Genomic DNA, 17,433 nt, shown 5'->3' on the forward strand with positions numbered 1-17,433 from the left:
CGGCATGACCGAGAACCGACACGTCAAGGGCTCGTACTGGCTGGAGACGGCACCCGGCGGCCCCCTGCCGCCACTGACCGAGGACCTCGACGTCGACGTGGCCGTGATCGGCGCCGGCATCGCCGGGCTGAGCACGGCCTGGGAGCTGACGCACGCGGGGCTGCGGGTCGCCGTACTGGAGGCCGGGCGGGTGGCGGCCGGGGTCACCGGGCACACCACCGCCAAGCTCACCGCCCTGCACACCCTGGTCTACGACAAACTGCGCCGCACCCGCGGCCGGGAGGGGGCCCGGCTGTACGCGCGCTCGCAGAGCGAGGCGGTCGAACGGGCCGCCGAGATCGCGCGGGAGCTGGGTGTCGACTGCGACTGGGAGCGGCGCAGCGCCTACACCTATGTCGGTGACGAGGGCCGGGTCGAGGAACTGCGGGCCGAGGCGGAGGCCGCCCGGGAGGCGGGGCTGCCGGCGTCGTTCGTGACGGAGACCGGGCTGCCGTTCCCGGTGGCGGGAGCGGTGCGGGTCGAGGACCAGGCGCAGTTCCATCCGCGCAAGTACCTGCTGGCCCTGGTCGAGGACCTGGTCGCCTCCGGCGCGGCGGTTCACGAGCACACCGTCGTCGTCGGTCTCGACGAGGGCGAGCCGTGCCGGCTGACGACGGACACCCGGGCGACGGTGACGGCCCGGGACGTCGTGGTCGCCACCCACTACCCGATCTTCGACCGGGCCCTGCTGTTCACCCGGCTCTCCCCGCGCCGCGAGCTGGTGGTCGCCGGGACGATCGAGCGGGAGCGGGATCCGGACGGCATGTTCATCACGCCGGACGAGGGCACCCGCTCGGTGCGCACGGCTCCCTGGGACGAGGACCGGCGGCTGCTCATCGTCACCGGCGAGCACTTCACGCCCGGCACCGGGGACACCCGGGCCCGCTTCGACGAGCTCTCGGCCTGGGCCGCCCGGCACTTCCCCGGCGTCGAGTTCACCCACGCCTGGGCCACCCAGGACAACGACCCCACGGACACGGTGCCGCTCGTCGGCCCGCTGCACCCGGGCGCCCGGCACACCTATGTCGCCACCGGGTTCGGCGGCTGGGGCATGAGCGGCGGCATCATGGCGGGCCGTCTGCTCACGGCGCAGATCACCGGCGAGGAATGCGCGTGGAGCGAGCTGTACGACCCGCGCCGGCTGCGCTCGCAGGTCCGCGAGGCCCCGTCCTTCCTCAAGCACCAGGCACAGGTGGCCCGGCACTTCGTCGGCGACCGTTTGCGCCCGTCCCCGCCGCTGGAGTCCCTGCCGCCCGGCGAGGGCGCGGTGGTCCGCGTGAACGGCGACCGGGTCGCGGTCTACCGCGACGACGAGGGCGCCCTGCACGCGGTCTCGCCACGCTGCACGCACATGGGCTGCCTGGTCTCCTTCAACGGCGCCGAGGACGCCTGGGAGTGCCCCTGCCACGGCTCCCGCTTCGACACCGACGGCAAGGTGATCCAGGGCCCGGCGACCAAGCCGCTGGAGCGGCGGGACATCTGAGCGGGTGACGCCCCGGCCGGGGCTAAGACGACAATAAGATGGTTCGTCCTATTTTCGTAAGGTGATCACTCTTGTACGACGCGTGACGGCCGCCTGTCTCCTCGGCACCGCTCTCACGGCCTGTGCCGCCACCGTCCACCCGGCGCCCCGAATGGCCCGCCCGGCCCCCTCGGCGACCAGCGCGCCGCCCACCCTCGCCCCCGGTCCGGGCGGTCTGACCCCGGTCTTCAGGAACGGGTCCCGGGCGCACGGGCGGACGGTCGCGCTCACCTTCGACGCCGACATGACCGCGGACCAAGGGGCGCGGGCGGCGGCGGGTGAGCACTTCGACAATCCGGGGCTGATCTCGGCGCTGCGGGCGCTGAAGGTGCCGGCCACCGTGTTCATGACCGGGCGGTGGGCCGAGGAGTATCCGGACCAGGCGCGTTCCATCGGGCGCGATTCCCTCTTCGAGGTGGCCAACCACTCCTACAGCCACTACGCCTTCACCGGCGACTGTTACGGGCTGCCGACGGTGCCGGCGGACCGGATGCTGACGGACGTGGAGCGGGCCTACACGGCGCTCCGGAAGGCCGGGGTGCCGGACGCGCGGCCGTACTTCCGCTTCCCCGGCGGCTGCTACGACCGGCGGGCGCTGAGGGAGCTGACCCCGGCCGGGGTGACCGCGGTCCAGTGGGACGTGGTGAGCGGCGACGCGTTCGCGACGGACGCGGAGGCGGTGGCCCGGCAGGTGCTGGAGGGGGTGCGGCCGGGGTCGGTCGTGGTCCTGCACTGCACGCGCAGTGCCGCGCCGACGACGGAACGGGTGGTGCGGACGGTGGTGCCTCAGCTGCGGGCGCGGGGCTTCCGGTTCGTGAAGGTGTCCCAGCTGATCGGGTCCTGGGCTGGAGGGTCGTGGGCTGGAGGGTCCTAGGCTGGAGGCATGAGCGAGGACTACTGCACGATCGGCAACGTGCCGAAGCCGCCGGTCGCCGAGGGGCCGCCGTACGCGGAGTGCGTGCTGTGCCGGAAGCCCACGGAGTACCCGGAGTCGTACAAGGGGATCACCCTGTGCCCGGTCTGCGAGTGGCAGGAGGCTCAGCGGACGGCCTGTTCCGGGTGAGCTTTAGGGTTGTCCGGTGAGCAACGACGTGACGCCCTCCACCGACAGCCCCTTCCGTACCGAGCAGACCGCCCGCGACCAGGCGCCGCAGTTCGTGCTGCCGCTGGTCGTCCGGATCGAGAAGGCGGCGCCGCCCGCTCGCACCGACGCCCTGGAGACCGCCGCCCGCGCCGTGCTCGTGCTGCTGAGCGACGAACGTTCCGTCGGCGACGGGGAGTGGGCCGAGACCGTGCGGGACTGGCAGGACGCCCGGATCCGCAAGGTCGTACGGCGGGCCAGGGGGGCCGAGTGGCGGCGGGCCGAGGCGCTGCCCGGGATCACGGTGACGGGGAAGTCGGCCGAGGTGCGGGTGTTCCCGCCGGTGCCGCTCGACGGCTGGCCCAAGGAACTGGCCAGGCTCCAGGTTTCCGGCACCGACCTGGACGACCCCGAGCTCCCGGTGGCGGCGGACCCCGCGGCCCCGGTGCTGTGGCTCAACCCGGATCTCGACATGTCGGCCGGCAAGGCGATGGCCCAGGCCGGTCACGGCGCCCAACTCGCCTGGTGGGAGCTGTCGGACGAGGAGAAGGCCGGCTGGCGGGACGCCGGGTTCCCGCTCGCCGTGCGCACCGCGGACCCCGGCCGCTGGGGCGAACTGACCACCAGCGGGCTGCCGTTGGTCCGTGACGCCGGTTTCACCGAGATCGCGCCAGGCAGCTGCACGGTGGTCGCCGATCATCCGGCGCTGCGATGACGTACGGGGCCGCTCGGCCGGGGCCGGGGGCACGGCCCGCAACGGGAGGCTGAAGGTGCGTCCTCCCCAACCTCAAATGTTGCTCTGAAGGTTCCCCTGTCACGGTTCGGACCGGGCGCCCGGGGCCATACCTCCGTCACGCCGCCCGGACGGCGGCCGGAGCGGGCGGAGGAGGGGGACGGACCATGGAGCGACTGGGCACGGGGATCGGGTGGCGGCCGGAGATCGCGGACGCCGTGGAGCGCATGCCGGGCATCGACTGGGTCGAGGTCGTGGCCGAGAACGTCTGCCCCGGGCATCTCCCCGAGTCGCTGCGGCGGCTGCGCGAGCGCGGGGTGACGGTGGTCCCGCACGGTGTCTCCCTCGGACTGGGCGGGGCGGAGCGGCCCGACGCCGGGAGGCTGGCCGCGCTCGCCGAGCGCGTCGGGGCGCTGGGGGCGCCGCTGGTCACCGAGCACATCGCGTTCGTGCGGGCGGGCGGCCCGCTGACCGCCTCCCCGCGTCTGGAGGCCGGGCACCTGCTGCCCGTCCCCCGCACCCGGGACGCCCTCGACGTGCTGTGCGAGAACATCCGCATCGCGCAGGACGCGCTGCCGGTGCCGCTCGCGGTGGAGAACATCGCCGCGCTGATCTCCTGGCCCGGCGAGGAGATGACCGAGGGGCAGTTCCTGTACGACCTCGCCGACCGCACCGGGGTGCGGCTGCTGATCGACGTGGCCAACCTGCACACCAACCACGTCAACCGCGCCGAGGACCCGGCCGAGGCGCTCGCCGAACTCCCCCTGGAGGCCCTCGCGTACGTCCATGTCGCGGGCGGCTTCGAGCGGGACGGGGTGTGGCACGACAGCCACGCGCACCCGGTTCCGCAGCCGGTCCTCGACATCCTCACCGACCTCGCGTCCCGGGTCTCGCCTCCGGGGGTGCTGCTGGAGCGGGACGAGAACTTCCCCGAACCGACCGAGCTGGAAGGGGAGTTGAGGGCGATCCGGGACGCCGTGGAGAAGGGGGGCGGCGGTGCGGGGCAGGCGACGGTCTCGCAGGGGCCGCCCGGCGGTGCGGGGCGTGCCGCGTCCTCGACGACGTCGGCCGGCGCTCCGGCCGAAGCCGCCCGGCAACGGCTCGCGCTCGCTCAGACCGCGCTGTTGTCCGCGCTGGTGGCGGGGACTCCGGCCCCGGAGGGGTTCGACCGGGTGCGGCTGGGGGTGCAGGCGCGGGCGCTCGCGGGGAAGCGGGCGGACGTGGTGGCGAAGGTGGCGCCGGAGCTGCCGTTGATCCTGGGGGCGGGCTACCGGCCGGCGTTCCTGGCGTACGCGCAGGGGTCGCCGATGGCGGACGGGTACCGGCGGGACGCGTTGACATTCGCCGAACACCTGCTGTTCGGCGGTGCGTTGACGGAGGCCAGGACGCGGCGTCAGGTGCGGGAGTGGTGGCTGGAGCGGTCGGGGCCCGCGCCGAGGTCCCGCAGGCCCGCCGTCCGGCTGGCCCGGGCCACGCGCAAGGTGTTGCTGCGGCGCTGAGGGGGCCGCCCTGCGTCCCGTGGTCGGCGCCCAGGGCGCGCACGGCCGTCGGCGTTGACCCGACGGTAATATGTGCACCCCGCACCTGAAACGTACTAGCGTGCGGTGCCGCAACAGGAGGCACCATGCGAGCGCGACCACGGCCGCCACTCCAGGGCCGAGGCATCTTCACCGGCACCGGAGTCATCATCGCCGGGCTGACGGCGACCCTCGTGGCGATCCTCGTCCCGATCTGGTCGTACGCCGACCGCTCGGACACGGGACTGAGCCTGCTCAAGGCCGGGACCGTGACGACCCCGTACGGCCCGCTCTCCGCGCTGGACCGGGACTTCGTCACCAAGGTGCGGCTGGCGGGGCTCTGGGAACTGCCCGCGGGTCAGCAGGCTGAGCAGAAGGGCACGACGCAGGCCGTGCGGACGGCCGGTGAGCACCTCGTGGCGGGCCACACCTTCCTGGACGCCCGGGTGCGGGACGTGGCGGCGAAGCTCGGGCTCGCCCTGCCCAACGAACCCAACGACCAGCAGAAGCAGTGGCTCGCGTCGCTGAACCAGGCCCAGGGCGTCGACTACGACCGCCAGTTCGCGAACATCCTGCGCCTCGCGCACGGCAGGGTCTTCTCGGTCGTCGCCGAGGTCCGCGCGAGCACCCAGAACTCCCTGGTCCGCGCCCTGGCCGACGACGCCAACAGCACCGTCCTCGACCACATCAAGATCCTGGAGGCCACCGGGTACGTCGACTTCGCGGCCCTGGCCCAGGATCTGGCCGGCGACAGCGCGCCGCCCCTGGTCAACTCCCCCGCGCCGCCCGGTCCGACGACCGACCCGGGCGTGGTCGTGCCGGTCACCCCGTCGCCGTACGCGACGACGTACTCGCTTCCCCCGGCCGCCTCCAGTCCGGCCCCCGCCCCGTCCTAGGCCACTTCCGGCACAGATCGCTTCCGGCACAGGCCACTTCCGGACAAACGGAACGTCACACACCGACAACACTCCGTCCGGATTGTGAACAGCCCATGGCGCGGTCGCGAGCCTTTGGCATAGAAACGCGGCATGTTCTGGGTTCTTCTCCTGCTGCTGGCCTGGGCCGCCACCGGTGCCGCCTGCACGCGGCTGTGCCTGGCCGCCGTGCACGCGGCGGCCGCGGACGCGGAAGCCCGGGAGCACGATCTGACGCTGTACGAGGCCGCGTTCCTGTCCGGCGGCCCCCGGCGGGTCGCCGATCTGACACTGGTCTCGATGGCCCGGCAGCGACGGCTGCTGCTGGCCCGCACCGGCTGGGCGACCGTCGTCGATCCGCGGGGCCGGGACGAGATGGAACGCACGGTCCTCGGGGCCATCGGACCGGAGGGGCAGTCGCGGATCGCGCCGGTGCGCGCCGGAGCGGCCGCGGCGGACGCCGTGCGCGGGCTAGGTGACCGGCTCGTGGACGCGGGCCTCGCCGTGCCCGCCGGCGCCCGGTCCGGCATCGCGTCGGGGGTCCGCCAGGTGCAGTCGGCCTCGGTGGCCGTGGTCGCGCTGGGCGTGATCGCCCTGCTGGCGCCCGCCCCGTCGGAGATGCCGCGGCATCTGGTCGCCCTCTGGTTCGCGCTGCCGCTCGCGCTGAGCCTGAGCTGCCTGGCCATCGCGAGGATCGAGGTCCACCCGTACTCGCGCTGGGCCTCCCCGGCGGGCCAGCGGCTGCTCGGCGCCCTGAGCCGGGGCACCGGCGGCACGGACGAGCGGACCTATCTCACCTCCGTCGCGGTGCGCGGCATCAGCGCGGTCGGCGAACCCGATCTGCGTGCCGCTTTCGCCCACCGTGAGCAGCGGCACGACGGCTGGGAGACCGACCCGCGCGACTGAGCGCGCCCGGGGGCGCACGGAGGCATTGGGGCCGACACCGGCGGGGCGGTGCTTGCCTTCCACCACAGCCGAACCAAACATCCCTTTTGTCGCTGCCGCGCACCGAAGGGATACCGATGAGAGCTCCCGCCCTCTACACGGCCGCCGGGTCCTTGCTGCTGACCACGCTCGCCGCCGCCCCGGCCGGGAGCGCTCCGGCCGCCCCGGGCGCCGCGGAGCTGTACGGGACCACGGTCGCCGCCGCGCGCGCCGAGACGGCCGGGATCCGCTTCGGCGCCTGCCCCGCGGTGGAGGACCTGCCCGACGGGGTCCAGTGCGGCACGGTCACGGTCCCGCTCGACTACGCGCATCCCGACGGCAAGCAGATCAAGCTGACCGTCAGCCGGGTCCGCGCCACCCACAAGGACCCGCACAACAGCAAGCGCCGGGTGCCCCGGCAGGGCGCCCTGGTCTACAACCCCGGCGGTCCCGGCGCCTCCGGCATGTACTTCCCGCTGATCGGCGCCCTGCCCGAGTGGAAGGGGCTCGCGGCGGCCTACGACCTCGTCGGCTACGCCCCGCGCGGAGTGGGGCGGTCGGCGCCGCTGTCCTGCAAGGACCCGAAGCAGTTCTTCCACGCGCCCACGCAGGCACCGACGCACCCCTCGGAGTCGTACAAGAAGGAGCGTGTCGCGGAGGCGAAGGCGTACGCACGCGGGTGTGCCCGGCGGACGGGCCCGGCGCTGCGGCACTACACCTCGCTCAACAACGCCCGTGACCTGGACGTGCTGCGGGCGGCGCTGGGCGAGCCGAGGCTGACGTTCATGGGGGCGTCGTACGGGACCTACTTCGGCGCGCTGTACGCGACGCTCTTCCCCTCACATGTGCGGCGGATGGTGTTCGACGCGGCGGTGAACCCGGACCCGGAACAGGTCTGGTACCGCAACAACCTGGACCAGTCGGCCGCGTTCGAGGACCGCTGGGCGGACTTCCGGGAGTGGACCGCCCAGCACGACGACGTGTACGGGCTCGGGAACACGGCGGACAAGGTTCTGCTCAGCTACGAGAAGGCGGCCGCACGACTGGCCGCCGAGCCGGCCGGGGGTACGGTGGGCCCGGGGCAGCTCCAGGGGGCGTTCCTGTCGGTCGGGTACTACGACGACTTCTGGCCGCACCGCGCGCAGGCGCTGTCGGCGTACCTCAAGGGCGACCCCAAGCCGCTGATCCAGCAGGCGGGCCCGCACCAGGAGGCGGCGAAGGAGGCCGAGAACTCCAACGCCGTCTACACGGCCGTCGAGTGCAACGACGCGCCCTGGCCGACGGACTGGAAGGTGTGGGACCGGGACAACACCCGGCTGGCCCGGGTGGCGCCGTTCGAGACGTGGGACAACGTCTGGATGAATCTCCCCTGCGCCTACTGGCCTATGGCCCGGCAGGAGCCGCTGGACGTGCGGACCGGGTCCGCGGAGCTGCCGGCGACGCTGATCCTCGCCGCCGAGCGGGATGCCGCCGCGCCCTATGAGGGGGCACTCGAGTTGCACCGGCGGCTGTCGGGGTCGGTGCTGGTGACCGAGCGGGACGCGGGCACGCACGGCATCGCGGGCGGCCCGAACCCCTGCGTCAACGGCTATCTGGACGCCTATCTGCTGGAGGGCCGCCTCCCGGTGCGGCGCGCCGCCTGCGCCCCGCACCCGGAGCCGAAGCCCCGGGTCGGCCCCGGAACGGGGGCCGCTGAAGGGAAGGCGGCTACGGGAGGCAAGACGGCCGCCGAAGGAACGACGGCTGCTGAAGGAAAGGCGGCTGCCGAGAAGACGGCGGCCGCCCCACCCGCTCGCTGATCAGGCGAGGCCCGCCACGAGGTCGCCGATGTCCTTGCGGCGGCCCGTGTAGAACGGGACCTCCTCGCGGACGTGCATACGGGCCTCCGAGGCACGCAGATGGCGCATGAGGTCGACGATGCGGTACAGCTCGTCGGCCTCGAACGCCAGGATCCACTCGTAGTCGCCGAGCGAGAACGACGCGACGGTGTTGGCGCGCACGTCGGGGTAGCCGCGGGCCATCTTACCGTGGTCGGCGAGCATGCGGCGGCGGTCCTCGTCGGGCAGGAGGTACCAGTCGTACGACCGCACGAACGGGTACACGCTGACGTAGTCGCGCGGGTTCTCGTCGGCCAGGAACGCCGGGATGTGGGAGCGGTTGAACTCGGCGGGGCGGTGCAGCGCCATGTTCGACCACACCGGCTCCAGGGCGCGGCCCAGCCGGGTGCGGCGGAAGAGGTTGTACGCCTCCTGCAACTGGTCGCTGGTCTCCGCGTGCCACCAGATCATGACGTCGGCGTCGGCCCGCAGCCCGGACACGTCGTAGGTGCCGCGGATCGTGACGTCCTTGGCGGCGAGCTGGTCGAACAGCTCCTGGACCTCGTCGGCGTAGCCGGTGCGGTCCTCGGGGAGCACGTCCTTCAGCTTGAAGACGGACCAGAGCGTGTAACGGATGACCTCGTTGAGGTCCTTGGCCAGCTTGCCCTTGTTCGGGACCCTGCCGGACTCGGGGGTAGGGGCGTCGTTGCTCATGGGACCTATTCTCCCGCTCCCCCGTGCAGGCTCTGCACCGGGTTGGCGGTGAGCTCCCGGACGGCGGTCAGGTCGCCCTCGATCTGGTCGGCGGCGGCGTGCGCGCTCGCGATGCAGCCCGGGATGCCGACGCCGTCGTACTGCGCGCCGCACACCGCGAGAGAGGGCAGCTTGGCGAGGTGCTCCCGGATGCGGGCCACGCGCGCGTGGTGCCCGACGGGGTACTGGGGCAGGCCGTCGGTCCAGCGGGTGACGCGGGACTCCAGGGGGGTGGCGTCGAGGCCGGTCGCCTCGCGCAGGTCATGGCGGGAGACGTCCACCAGGTCGGCGTCGTCGCGCTCCAGGATCCGCGCCTCGCCGTAGCGGCCGACGGAGGTGCGCAGGACGACCACGTCGGGGTTCTGGTCGGCGATCCAGCCCCACTTCTGGGAGGCGAAGGTGGCCGCCTTGATGGTGCGTCCGTCGACCGGCGGGACCAGGAAGCCGCTGCCCGCGGGCAGGTCGGTGTCGGAGCGGCGGTAGGCGAGGGTGACCAGGGCCATGGAGGCGTACTCGACGCCGCCGAGCTCTCCGGCGGCCTCGGGTGCCTCGGCGCGCAGGAGGGCCGCGGCGGCCGGGGCGGGGGCGGCGACGATCACCGCGTCCGCGTGCAGGACACGGTCCTGGGCGACGACCTTCCAGCCGCCGGACGCCTCGCGGCGCAGCTCGGTCACCCGGGCTCCGGTGACGATCTCGCCGCCCCGCGCGCGGATCGCGTCGGCGACGGCGAGCGGGAGGGTGCCCACGCCGCCCTCGATGCCCATGAACACGGGCCCGGTCTGCTGGTCGGCGGCCATCCTGGCCTGGATCTCGCGGACGCCCTCGGTGAGCGAGGTGTGGGTCTTCGCGATCTGGAAGAGCTGCGGGACCGCCGAGCGCATGGAGATGCGGTACGCGTCGCCCGCGTAGACCCCGCCCAGCAGGGGCTCGACGAGACGGTCGACGACCTCGCGGCCCAGGCGCGCCGCCACGTACTCCCCGACCGCCACGTCGTCGCCGATCTCGGTGCGGGGCAGTTCCGCGTCCTGACCGATACGGGCGAGTCCCTCGTCGGACAGCACTCCGGCGAGGGCGTCGGCGGTGCCGGGGACGCCCATGACATGGCCCTTGGGCATGGGGCGCAGGGCGCCCCGGGTCCAGATGGAGGCGGTCGAGGTGGCCGGGGGCTGGAGGAGGTCGGCGAGGCCCACATCCTCGGCGAGGGCCACCGCTTCCGGCCTGCGGGCCAGCATCGACTCCGCGCCGAGGTCCACGCGCGCGCCCGCGATCTCTCCGGGCAGCAGCTTGCCGCCCACCCGGTCGGACGCCTCGAGGACGGTGACGCGCGCGCCGCGCCGGGCCAGCCGGTGGGCCGCGGCCAGTCCCGCGATGCCCGCTCCGACGACGACCACCTGTGATCCGTTCATGGCCCCAGCGTCTCAGACGCCACTGACAGCCCGTCGGCGGCCCGGTGTCCTTCACGAGTCCTGACCGTGACCGCATCGGGACCGGTGGAGTCCAACGTTCTTCCCCCTTGCGGCGTCGAAGGACCGTCAGCTGTTCACGAACCTCGGGGGGACGCTCATGCGCACACCACGTTCACGCCGTTCACGAAGCTCCGTCCACCGCGGCCGGGCCCTGGCCGGGGTCCTGCTGGTGGGCGCTCTGGCGCTGGCCGGGTGCAGCGCGGGCGACGACAAGGGCGCCGACACCGCCAGTGCCGAACGGGCCGACGCACCGCAGGCCCAGTCCGACTCCGGCAGCGGGGCCGGCGCCGAGGACTCCGCGAGCGGCAAGCGGGCCACCTCCGCGCCCAAGGTCGGCGTGAACCACATCATCCGCACCGCCTCGCTGACCGTGCAGGTCAAGAACGTGCCGAAGGCCCTGGACGCGGCTCGTGCCACGACCGAGAACGCGGGCGGGTTCGTCGGCAAGGAGACGACCACGCGGGACGAGGAGGGGCACGAGCAGACGCAGGTGGTGCTGCGGGTGCCCGTCGAGAAGTACGACGAGGTCCTCGCCGACCTCCAGGGCGCGGGCAAGCTGCTGGAGCGCACCGCGAACGCGCAGGACGTCACGGACCAGGTCGTCGACGTGAGCAGCCGGATCGCGACCCAGCGCGCGAGCGTGGCGCGGATCCGTGAGCTGATGGACAAGGCGACCAAGCTGAGCGACGTGGTCACCCTGGAGGGCGAACTCAGCACCCGCGAGGCCGACCTGGAATCGCTGCTCGCCCGCCAGGCGTCCCTGAAGGACCGCACCACGCTGGCCACCATCACGCTGTCGCTGGCCGAGAAGCCGGTCGTGAAGGCCGAGAAGGACGACGACCCGGGCGTCGCCGACGCGCTGACGGGCGGCTGGGACGCGTTCGTGACCATGCTGCGCTGGATCGTGATGGCGCTGGCCGCGGTGCTGCCGTTCCTGGTGGGACTCGCGCTGGTCGTGCTCGTCTGGCTGCGGCTGATCCGCCCCCGCCTGCCCCGCCGCCCGGCCCCGGCCGGCGCCGCGACCGCCCTGGGCCCCCTGCCGACGGCCCGCCCGGCCCCGGACCCGGACGGCCCGCAGGAGCGGGGCGGGAAGGACGAGTAGCCCTGCCACCCGGCGTACCGCCTGGGGTCGAGCGCGGTGAAATGCCCCGCTCTCGTAGCGTGTTCGCATGGACATGAGTCGTGTGCGGGACGTGAGGGAACGGCTGGTCGTGATCGGTGGGGACGCCGCGGGGATGTCCGCGGCGTCCCAGGCCCGGCGGATGAAGGGCCCCGACGAACTGGAGATCGTGGCGTTCGAGCGGGGGCACTTCACCTCCTACTCGGCGTGCGGCATCCCGTACTGGGTGGGTGGGGACGTCGAGGAGCGGGACCATTTGATCGCCCGCACGCCCCAGGAGCACCGGGACCGCGGCATCGACCTGCGGCTGCGCACCGAGGTCACCGGGATCGACGTGGACCGGCAGCGGGTACGCGCGCGTGACCTCGATTCGGGGGACGAGTCCTGGACGTCGTACGACAAGCTCGTGATAGCGACCGGTGCCCGGCCGATCCGGCCCGACATGCCCGGGGTCGACGCGGACGGTGTGCACGGGGTGCAGACCCTCGACGACGGCCAGGCGCTCATCGACTCGCTGGCACGCACGCGTGGCCGCAGGGCGGTGGTCGTCGGGGCCGGTTACATCGGCGTGGAGATGGCGGAAGCCCTCATCAAGCGCGGCTACGAGGTGACGGTCGTCAACCGGGGCCGTGAGCCGATGTCCACGCTCGACCCGGACATGGGCCGGCTGGTGCACCGGGCGATGGAGGGCCTCGGCATCACCATGGTCAACGACGCCGAGGTGACCAAGGTGCTCACCGGCGAGGACGGCCGGGTGAGGGCCGTGGTCACCGAGGACGCCGAGTATCCGGCGGACGTGGTGGTGCTCGGCGTCGGCGTACGCCCCGAGACGGCCCTGGCGAAGGCGGCGGGACTGCCGCTGGGCGGTCACGGCGGTCTGCTGACCGACCTCGGGATGCGGGTGCGCGGCCACGAGAACATCTGGGCGGGCGGCGACTGCGTGGAGGTCCTCGACCTGGTCTCCGGGCAGGAGCGGCACATTCCGCTCGGCACGCACGCCAACAAGCACGGCCAGATCATCGGCATGAACGTGGGCGGCGGCTACGCCACCTTCCCCGGGGTCGTCGGCACCGCCGTCAGCAAGGTCTGCGACCTGGAGATCGCCAGGACCGGGCTGCGCGAGAAGGACGCCCGTCGGGTGGGCCTCCGATTCGAGTCGGTCACGATCGAGTCCACGAGCCGGGCCGGGTACTACCCGGGCGCCTCCCCCATGACGGTGAAGATGCTCGCCGAGCGCCGCACGGGGCGGCTGCTCGGCGTGCAGATCGTCGGGAGGGAGGGCGCGGGCAAGCGGGTCGACATCGCCGCGGTGGCCCTGACGGCGGGGATGACGGTGGAGCGGATGACGGCCCTGGACCTGGGGTACGCGCCGCCGTTCAGCCCGGTGTGGGACCCGGTGCTGGTGGCGGCCAGGAAGGCCGCCGCGAAGGTGCGGGCCACCTGAGAGCTGCCCGGGGCTGCCCGGCGGCTACGCCGTCCCGTTGATCCGCTCGATGGCCTGCCGGGCCTGGTCGGCGGGCGGCCGGGGCGGCAGCGCCGAGACGGACGCACTGGTGCTGGCGGGCATCGCGGCCGGCTGCTCACCCGCGGGCTTCGCGTGGGCCGCCGGCCGCGTGGTCCTGAGCCGGTTGCTCACCGCCTCGTCGAGCGTCACCGGACGCTGCATCTGGGACGCCAGCCTCCCGGCCTCCTGACCGAGCCTGGCCACGTCCTCCCACGGCAGTCGCACCACCAGGGACAGTTCGGCCTCGCCGTCGGGAAGCGCGTGCATCGGAGGAGTAATACGGTCGTTCATCGCCTGTTCCTCACGTAGTCCCCGTGGCCCGCCTTCCCCGTGCCACGGGCGGTTGAGGAGTCATACGCACGCGTGCGTGCGGGTGTTCACCGGCCCGCCCCGATTCGCCGGACACATCGGGGGCAGTACTTTCTTGTGGTCATCCCCGTCCATGACGTGAACCCCGTGCGCCGCACCCCCGTGGTGACGTATGCGCTCATCGCCGCGAACGTCCTCGTGTTCCTCTTCACGCCCGGCCTGGCCGGCTCCGTGGCGGGTGACAGCAGCGTGGCGCAGCTGTGCCATCTCCAGGCGTTCCTGGACCACTGGGCGGCCGTCCCGCAGGAGCTGATCCACCATCAGATGCCGAGGCTCGTCCCCACGGGCGACGTCGGCACCAACGCGCAGGGCACGACGGGGTGTGTGGTGGCCCCACCGGACTACGACAAGTCCCCGGCGCTGTCGGTCCTGACCGCGATGTTCCTGCACGGCGGCTGGCTGCACCTGCTGGGCAACATGCTGTTCCTGCTGATCTTCGGCAACAACGTCGAGGACCGCATGGGGCATGTGCGCTTCGCGCTCTTCTACGTCGTCTGCGGCTACGCGGCCTCGTACGGCTTCGCGGTCCTCAACGCGGACTCGTCCGACCCGCTGATCGGCGCCTCGGGGGCCATCGCCGGGGTCCTGGGCGCCTATCTGGTGCTGTATCCGAAGGCCAGGGTGTGGGTCCTGGTGCCCTTCCTGGTCTTCCTGCCGCTGAGACTGCCGGCCTGGCTGGTGCTGGGGTTCTGGTTCGTGCTCCAGGCGTTCTACTCGTCGGGCGAGGGCGTCTCCACCGCGGGCACGGTCGCGTACGCGGCCCACGTGGTCGGTTTCCTCGCCGGGATGCTGCTCGCCTGGCCTCTGAAGGCCGGCACTCCCCCGCCGCCGGAACCGCGCGGCCTGCTGTTCGGCAGGAAGGCGCGGCCCCGGCACACGTGGTGAGGTCGCTTATCGGGCCGTCTGCGTGTGGACGTACTCGACGAGGCGGGTGAGCGCGTCCGGGTCGGTGGACGGCATCACGCCGTGGCCGAGGTTGAAGACGTGGCCCTCCAGGTCCTTGGCCGAGTCCAGGACCTCGCGGGTCTTGGCCTCGACGGCCGCCGTCGAGGCGAACAGGACCGTCGGGTCGAGGTTGCCCTGGAGCGCCTTGCCGGGGCCGACGCGGCGGGCGGCCTCGTCGAGCGGGACCCGCCAGTCGACGCCGACGACGTCCGCGCCGGCCTCGCCGAGGAGCTGGAGGAGTTCGCCGGTGCCGACGCCGAAGTGGATGCGGGGGACGCCGTAGTGCTCGACCGCCTGGAAGACCTTCGCGGAGGCGGGCAGCACCGAGCGGCGGTAGTCGGCGGGGGCGAGGGCGCCGGCCCAGGAGTCGAAGAGCTGGACGGCGGAGGCGCCGGCCTCGATCTGGACCTTCAGGAAGGCGGCGGTGATCTCGGCGAGGCGGTCGAGCAGGTCGGCCCAGAGCTCGGGGTCGCCGTACATCATCGACTTGGCGTTCTCGTAGGTGCGGGACGGGCCGCCCTCCACGAGGTAGCTCGCGAGGGTGAAAGGCGCGCCGGCGAAACCGATCAGCGGGGTGGAGCCGAGCTCGCGGGTGAGCAGCCCGATGGCCTCGGTGACGTAGGTGACGTCCTCGGGGGTGAGGTCGCGCAGCTGGGCCAGGTCGGCGCGGGTGCGGATCGGGTGCTCGACGACCGGTCCGACGCCGGGCTTGATGTCGAGGTCGACGCCGATGGCCTTGAGCGGGACGACGATGTCGCTGTAGTAGATCGCCGCGTCCACGTTGTGCCGGCGCACCGGCTGGAGGGTGATCTCGGTGACCAGCTCGGGCCGGGCGCAGGACTCGAGCATCGGGATGCCCTCGCGGACCTTGCGGTACTCCGGCAGCGAGCGCCCGGCCTGCCGCATGAACCAGACGGGGGTGTGCGGCACGGGTTCGCGCCGGCATGCCTTGAGGAAGGCGGAGTCGTACGTGGCGGGGGGCGGCGTCTCGAGTGCACTCACGACGGAAAGTCTCGCACGGTGCGCCGTGTGCCGAGTGCGCGGTGTCCGTGTGTGCATGACGCCGAGACCGGGTGTCTAGGACGGCACCACACCGCCCTTCCCCTTAACCTTCCCGCATGGCTGCGGCTCAGGGACGAATGTCGGACGGCGCTGGTGGGATGGACGAGGCGAAGGAAGGGGACCGGGTGGGGAGCGGTGCGGCTCCGCCGGCCTTCCAGGCCGCGGTCCAGGCCCTGCGCGGCAGTCGGCTGAGGCCGCAGATCGAGATGGAGCCGACCCGGGCTCCGCAGCGGCTCGCGCCCTACGCGTACGCGGTGGAGGCCACCGTCGTCGACGGCGACCAGGACCTCGCCGACGGCCGTCTGGTGCTGCTGCACGACCCGGACGGGCACGACGCCTGGCGGGGCACCTTCCGGCTGGTGACGCTGGTGCGCGCGGAGCTGGAGCCGGAGATGGCGGCCGATCCGCTGCTGCCCGAGGTCTGCTGGTCGTGGCTGACCGGGGCGCTCGGGGGGCGCGGGCTGTCGTACGGCGAACCGAGCGGCACCGTCACGCGCGCGAGCTCGCACTACTTCGGCGGGCTGTCGGAGCGCCCAGCGGCCTCGCAGATCGAGATCCGCGCGTCCTGGACGCCCCGTGAGGGTCTGGGCGGGGTGCCGGACGCGGCGGCGCATCTGGCGTCCTGGTGCGATCTGCTGGCCCAGGTCGCCGGCCTGCCGCCGGCCGGGCCGGGTGACGCGTCGGTGGTGACGTTGCCACAGCGTCGGGACCCCCAGGCCCGCTGACCCCCCGCCGACCAGCGGAACCGTCCACCCACATGGCGCATCAATTTGTCGATACGGCCACTTTCAGTCAGGAGTGAGTCATCGAACGACCCGATGTGCTCACCGAACGATCGATCGCACGTCCGAATTGCACTAATTGTTACTCACTAGATCGTGATCATTCTCTAAAGGACGCCGGGTTCGGTGCCGAAGACGTCTGTGACCTTCCAAGCCGTCCCGCACCCCAGGAGGCCCGGTGTCCGTTCTCCTCGAGCAGCCCGCAAGCCTGGTCGCCTACCGCCCCAACAAGCCCACCGCCATGGTGGTCGTGGCCGACCCGCGTGTCCGCTCCACCGTCACCCGTCACCTCTGGGCGCTCGGTGTGCGCGATGTCATCGAGGCCTCGTCGGTGGCGGAGGCCCGTCCCCGCATCGGCAGCCCCAGAGACATCTGCGTCGCCGACGTCCACCTTCCCGACGGCTCCGGCCTGACGCTGCTGTCCGAGACCCGCGCCGCGGGCTGGCCCAACGGCCTCGCCCTCTCCGCGGCCGACGACATCGGCGCCGTGCGCAACGCCCTCGCGGGCGGCGTCAAGGGCTACGTCGTCACCGGCACCCGCACCAACCTCGGGCTCCCCACCCGACCGGGCGCCGCCCCCATCGGCGCCGCCGCCGCCCGTATGCACCGCCGCCCCCCGGGTGCCCCGAGCCACCCGGGCGGCTACCGCGAGCTCTCCGGCCGTGAGGTCGAGGTGCTCCGGCTGGTGGCCGAGGGCCAGTCGAACAAGGCCATCGGCGTCTCGATGGGCCTGTCCGCACTGACCGTCAAGAGCCACCTCGCCCGCATCGCCCGCAAGCTGGGCACGGGCGACCGGGCCGGCATGGTGGCGGTGGCCCTGCGCACCGGCATCATCCACTGAGGCTCTCCCCCGCCTCACCCGGGGCTCTTGCGAGCCTCGCTGTT

The 17,433-nt window shown here is 72.9% G+C and carries 17 protein-coding genes; 13 read left to right on the plus strand and 4 right to left on the minus strand.

Annotated elements, in window-relative coordinates; all coding sequences use genetic code 11:
• The first annotated feature begins 4 nt into the window (after window positions 1–4).
• The 8 genes from IF54_RS0102100 to IF54_RS0102135 all read left to right on the plus strand — a co-directional run bounded on the left by IF54_RS0102100 (window position 5) and on the right by IF54_RS0102135 (window position 8,529).
• Window positions 5–1,522 carry an FAD-dependent oxidoreductase gene (locus tag IF54_RS0102100; RefSeq protein ID WP_030313798.1) on the plus strand — a complete coding sequence of 506 codons (1,518 nt, stop codon included), beginning with the start codon at window positions 5–7 and terminating at the stop codon, window positions 1,520–1,522.
• A gap of 61 nt (window positions 1,523–1,583) precedes the next feature.
• Complete coding sequence (locus IF54_RS0102105) at window positions 1,584–2,435, plus strand: polysaccharide deacetylase family protein (RefSeq protein WP_030313801.1); 852 nt, start codon at window positions 1,584–1,586, stop codon at window positions 2,433–2,435.
• Between the two features lie 9 nt (window positions 2,436–2,444).
• A complete protein-coding gene (locus IF54_RS0102110; RefSeq protein ID WP_030313803.1) occupies window positions 2,445–2,624 on the plus strand; it encodes a hypothetical protein in 180 nt (59 codons plus the stop codon).
• 16 nt (window positions 2,625–2,640) lie between these two features.
• The gene (locus tag IF54_RS0102115) at window positions 2,641–3,357 is read left to right on the plus strand and encodes an aminoacyl-tRNA hydrolase (protein WP_030313805.1); all 717 of its coding nucleotides are present in this window, start codon (window positions 2,641–2,643) and stop codon (window positions 3,355–3,357) included.
• A 185-nt stretch (window positions 3,358–3,542) separates the two neighbouring features.
• The gene (locus IF54_RS0102120) at window positions 3,543–4,874 is read left to right on the plus strand and encodes a DUF692 domain-containing protein (RefSeq protein ID WP_030313808.1); all 1,332 of its coding nucleotides are present in this window, start codon (window positions 3,543–3,545) and stop codon (window positions 4,872–4,874) included.
• Window positions 4,875–4,999: 125 nt separating this feature from the next.
• Complete coding sequence (locus IF54_RS0102125) at window positions 5,000–5,788, plus strand: DUF4142 domain-containing protein (RefSeq protein ID WP_030313810.1); 789 nt, start codon at window positions 5,000–5,002, stop codon at window positions 5,786–5,788.
• Window positions 5,789–5,920: 132 nt separating this feature from the next.
• Entirely contained in the window at window positions 5,921–6,712 is a 792-nt protein-coding gene (locus tag IF54_RS0102130; RefSeq protein ID WP_030313812.1) for a TIGR04222 domain-containing membrane protein, read from the plus strand.
• Window positions 6,713–6,828: 116 nt separating this feature from the next.
• Window positions 6,829–8,529: an alpha/beta hydrolase gene (locus tag IF54_RS0102135; protein ID WP_234438898.1), complete on the plus strand. Its 1,701-nt coding sequence runs from the start codon at window positions 6,829–6,831 to the stop codon at window positions 8,527–8,529.
• Here IF54_RS0102135 and hemQ read toward each other — a convergent pair whose 3' ends face one another.
• Together hemQ and hemG are read right to left on the minus strand one after the other, a co-directional pair.
• Window positions 8,530–9,261 (minus strand): hydrogen peroxide-dependent heme synthase, encoded by a 732-nt coding sequence (hemQ, locus tag IF54_RS0102140; RefSeq protein WP_030313815.1) that lies wholly within the window; start codon window positions 9,259–9,261, stop codon window positions 8,530–8,532.
• Between the two features lie 5 nt (window positions 9,262–9,266).
• On the minus strand, window positions 9,267–10,706 hold the full coding sequence (gene hemG / locus IF54_RS0102145) for a protoporphyrinogen oxidase (RefSeq protein WP_030313817.1): 1,440 nt from the start codon (window positions 10,704–10,706) through the stop codon (window positions 9,267–9,269).
• A gap of 157 nt (window positions 10,707–10,863) precedes the next feature.
• Here hemG and IF54_RS0102150 point away from each other — a divergent pair, with 157 nt between their 5' ends.
• Both IF54_RS0102150 and IF54_RS0102155 read left to right on the plus strand, forming a co-directional pair.
• On the plus strand, window positions 10,864–11,868 hold the full coding sequence (locus tag IF54_RS0102150; protein WP_030313818.1) for a DUF4349 domain-containing protein: 1,005 nt from the start codon (window positions 10,864–10,866) through the stop codon (window positions 11,866–11,868).
• A gap of 67 nt (window positions 11,869–11,935) precedes the next feature.
• Window positions 11,936–13,330: an FAD-dependent oxidoreductase gene (locus IF54_RS0102155; RefSeq protein WP_030313819.1), complete on the plus strand. Its 1,395-nt coding sequence runs from the start codon at window positions 11,936–11,938 to the stop codon at window positions 13,328–13,330.
• Between the two features lie 24 nt (window positions 13,331–13,354).
• Here the strand turns inward: IF54_RS0102155 and IF54_RS0102160 are convergent, their stop codons facing one another.
• Complete coding sequence (locus IF54_RS0102160; protein WP_028808988.1) at window positions 13,355–13,681, minus strand: hypothetical protein; 327 nt, start codon at window positions 13,679–13,681, stop codon at window positions 13,355–13,357.
• A gap of 135 nt (window positions 13,682–13,816) precedes the next feature.
• Between IF54_RS0102160 and IF54_RS0102165 the strand changes: the two genes are divergently transcribed.
• Complete coding sequence (locus IF54_RS0102165) at window positions 13,817–14,644, plus strand: rhomboid family intramembrane serine protease (RefSeq protein ID WP_030313820.1); 828 nt, start codon at window positions 13,817–13,819, stop codon at window positions 14,642–14,644.
• 6 nt (window positions 14,645–14,650) lie between these two features.
• Here IF54_RS0102165 and hemE read toward each other — a convergent pair whose 3' ends face one another.
• Window positions 14,651–15,706 (minus strand): uroporphyrinogen decarboxylase, encoded by a 1,056-nt coding sequence (gene hemE / locus IF54_RS0102170; protein WP_030313821.1) that lies wholly within the window; start codon window positions 15,704–15,706, stop codon window positions 14,651–14,653.
• Between the two features lie 116 nt (window positions 15,707–15,822).
• Here hemE and IF54_RS0102175 point away from each other — a divergent pair, with 116 nt between their 5' ends.
• Entirely contained in the window at window positions 15,823–16,491 is a 669-nt protein-coding gene (locus IF54_RS0102175) for a DUF3000 domain-containing protein (RefSeq protein WP_107047776.1), read from the plus strand.
• 235 nt (window positions 16,492–16,726) lie between these two features.
• Complete coding sequence (locus tag IF54_RS0102180; protein WP_007385400.1) at window positions 16,727–17,389, plus strand: response regulator transcription factor; 663 nt, start codon at window positions 16,727–16,729, stop codon at window positions 17,387–17,389.
• The last annotated feature ends 44 nt before the right edge of the window (window positions 17,390–17,433 follow it).

Source organism: Streptomyces sp. NRRL B-3229 (assembly GCF_000719505.1).
Lineage (GTDB): Bacteria > Actinomycetota > Actinomycetes > Streptomycetales > Streptomycetaceae > Streptomyces > Streptomyces griseorubiginosus.

Coding starts and splice junctions, on each gene's coding strand:
- hemG (WP_030313817.1), bottom strand. CDS start 10,706: ATGAACGGATCACAGGTGGTCGTCGTCGGAGCGGGCATCGCGGGACTG.
- IF54_RS0102100 (WP_030313798.1), top strand. CDS start 5: ATGACCGAGAACCGACACGTCAAGGGCTCGTACTGGCTGGAGACGGCA.
- IF54_RS0102130 (WP_030313812.1), top strand. CDS start 5,921: ATGTTCTGGGTTCTTCTCCTGCTGCTGGCCTGGGCCGCCACCGGTGCC.
- hemQ (WP_030313815.1), bottom strand. CDS start 9,261: ATGAGCAACGACGCCCCTACCCCCGAGTCCGGCAGGGTCCCGAACAAG.
- IF54_RS0102150 (WP_030313818.1), top strand. CDS start 10,864: ATGCGCACACCACGTTCACGCCGTTCACGAAGCTCCGTCCACCGCGGC.
- IF54_RS0102120 (WP_030313808.1), top strand. CDS start 3,543: ATGGAGCGACTGGGCACGGGGATCGGGTGGCGGCCGGAGATCGCGGAC.
- IF54_RS0102175 (WP_107047776.1), top strand. CDS start 15,823: ATGGCTGCGGCTCAGGGACGAATGTCGGACGGCGCTGGTGGGATGGAC.
- IF54_RS0102155 (WP_030313819.1), top strand. CDS start 11,936: ATGGACATGAGTCGTGTGCGGGACGTGAGGGAACGGCTGGTCGTGATC.
- IF54_RS0102160 (WP_028808988.1), bottom strand. CDS start 13,681: ATGAACGACCGTATTACTCCTCCGATGCACGCGCTTCCCGACGGCGAG.
- IF54_RS0102110 (WP_030313803.1), top strand. CDS start 2,445: ATGAGCGAGGACTACTGCACGATCGGCAACGTGCCGAAGCCGCCGGTC.
- IF54_RS0102125 (WP_030313810.1), top strand. CDS start 5,000: ATGCGAGCGCGACCACGGCCGCCACTCCAGGGCCGAGGCATCTTCACC.
- IF54_RS0102135 (WP_234438898.1), top strand. CDS start 6,829: ATGAGAGCTCCCGCCCTCTACACGGCCGCCGGGTCCTTGCTGCTGACC.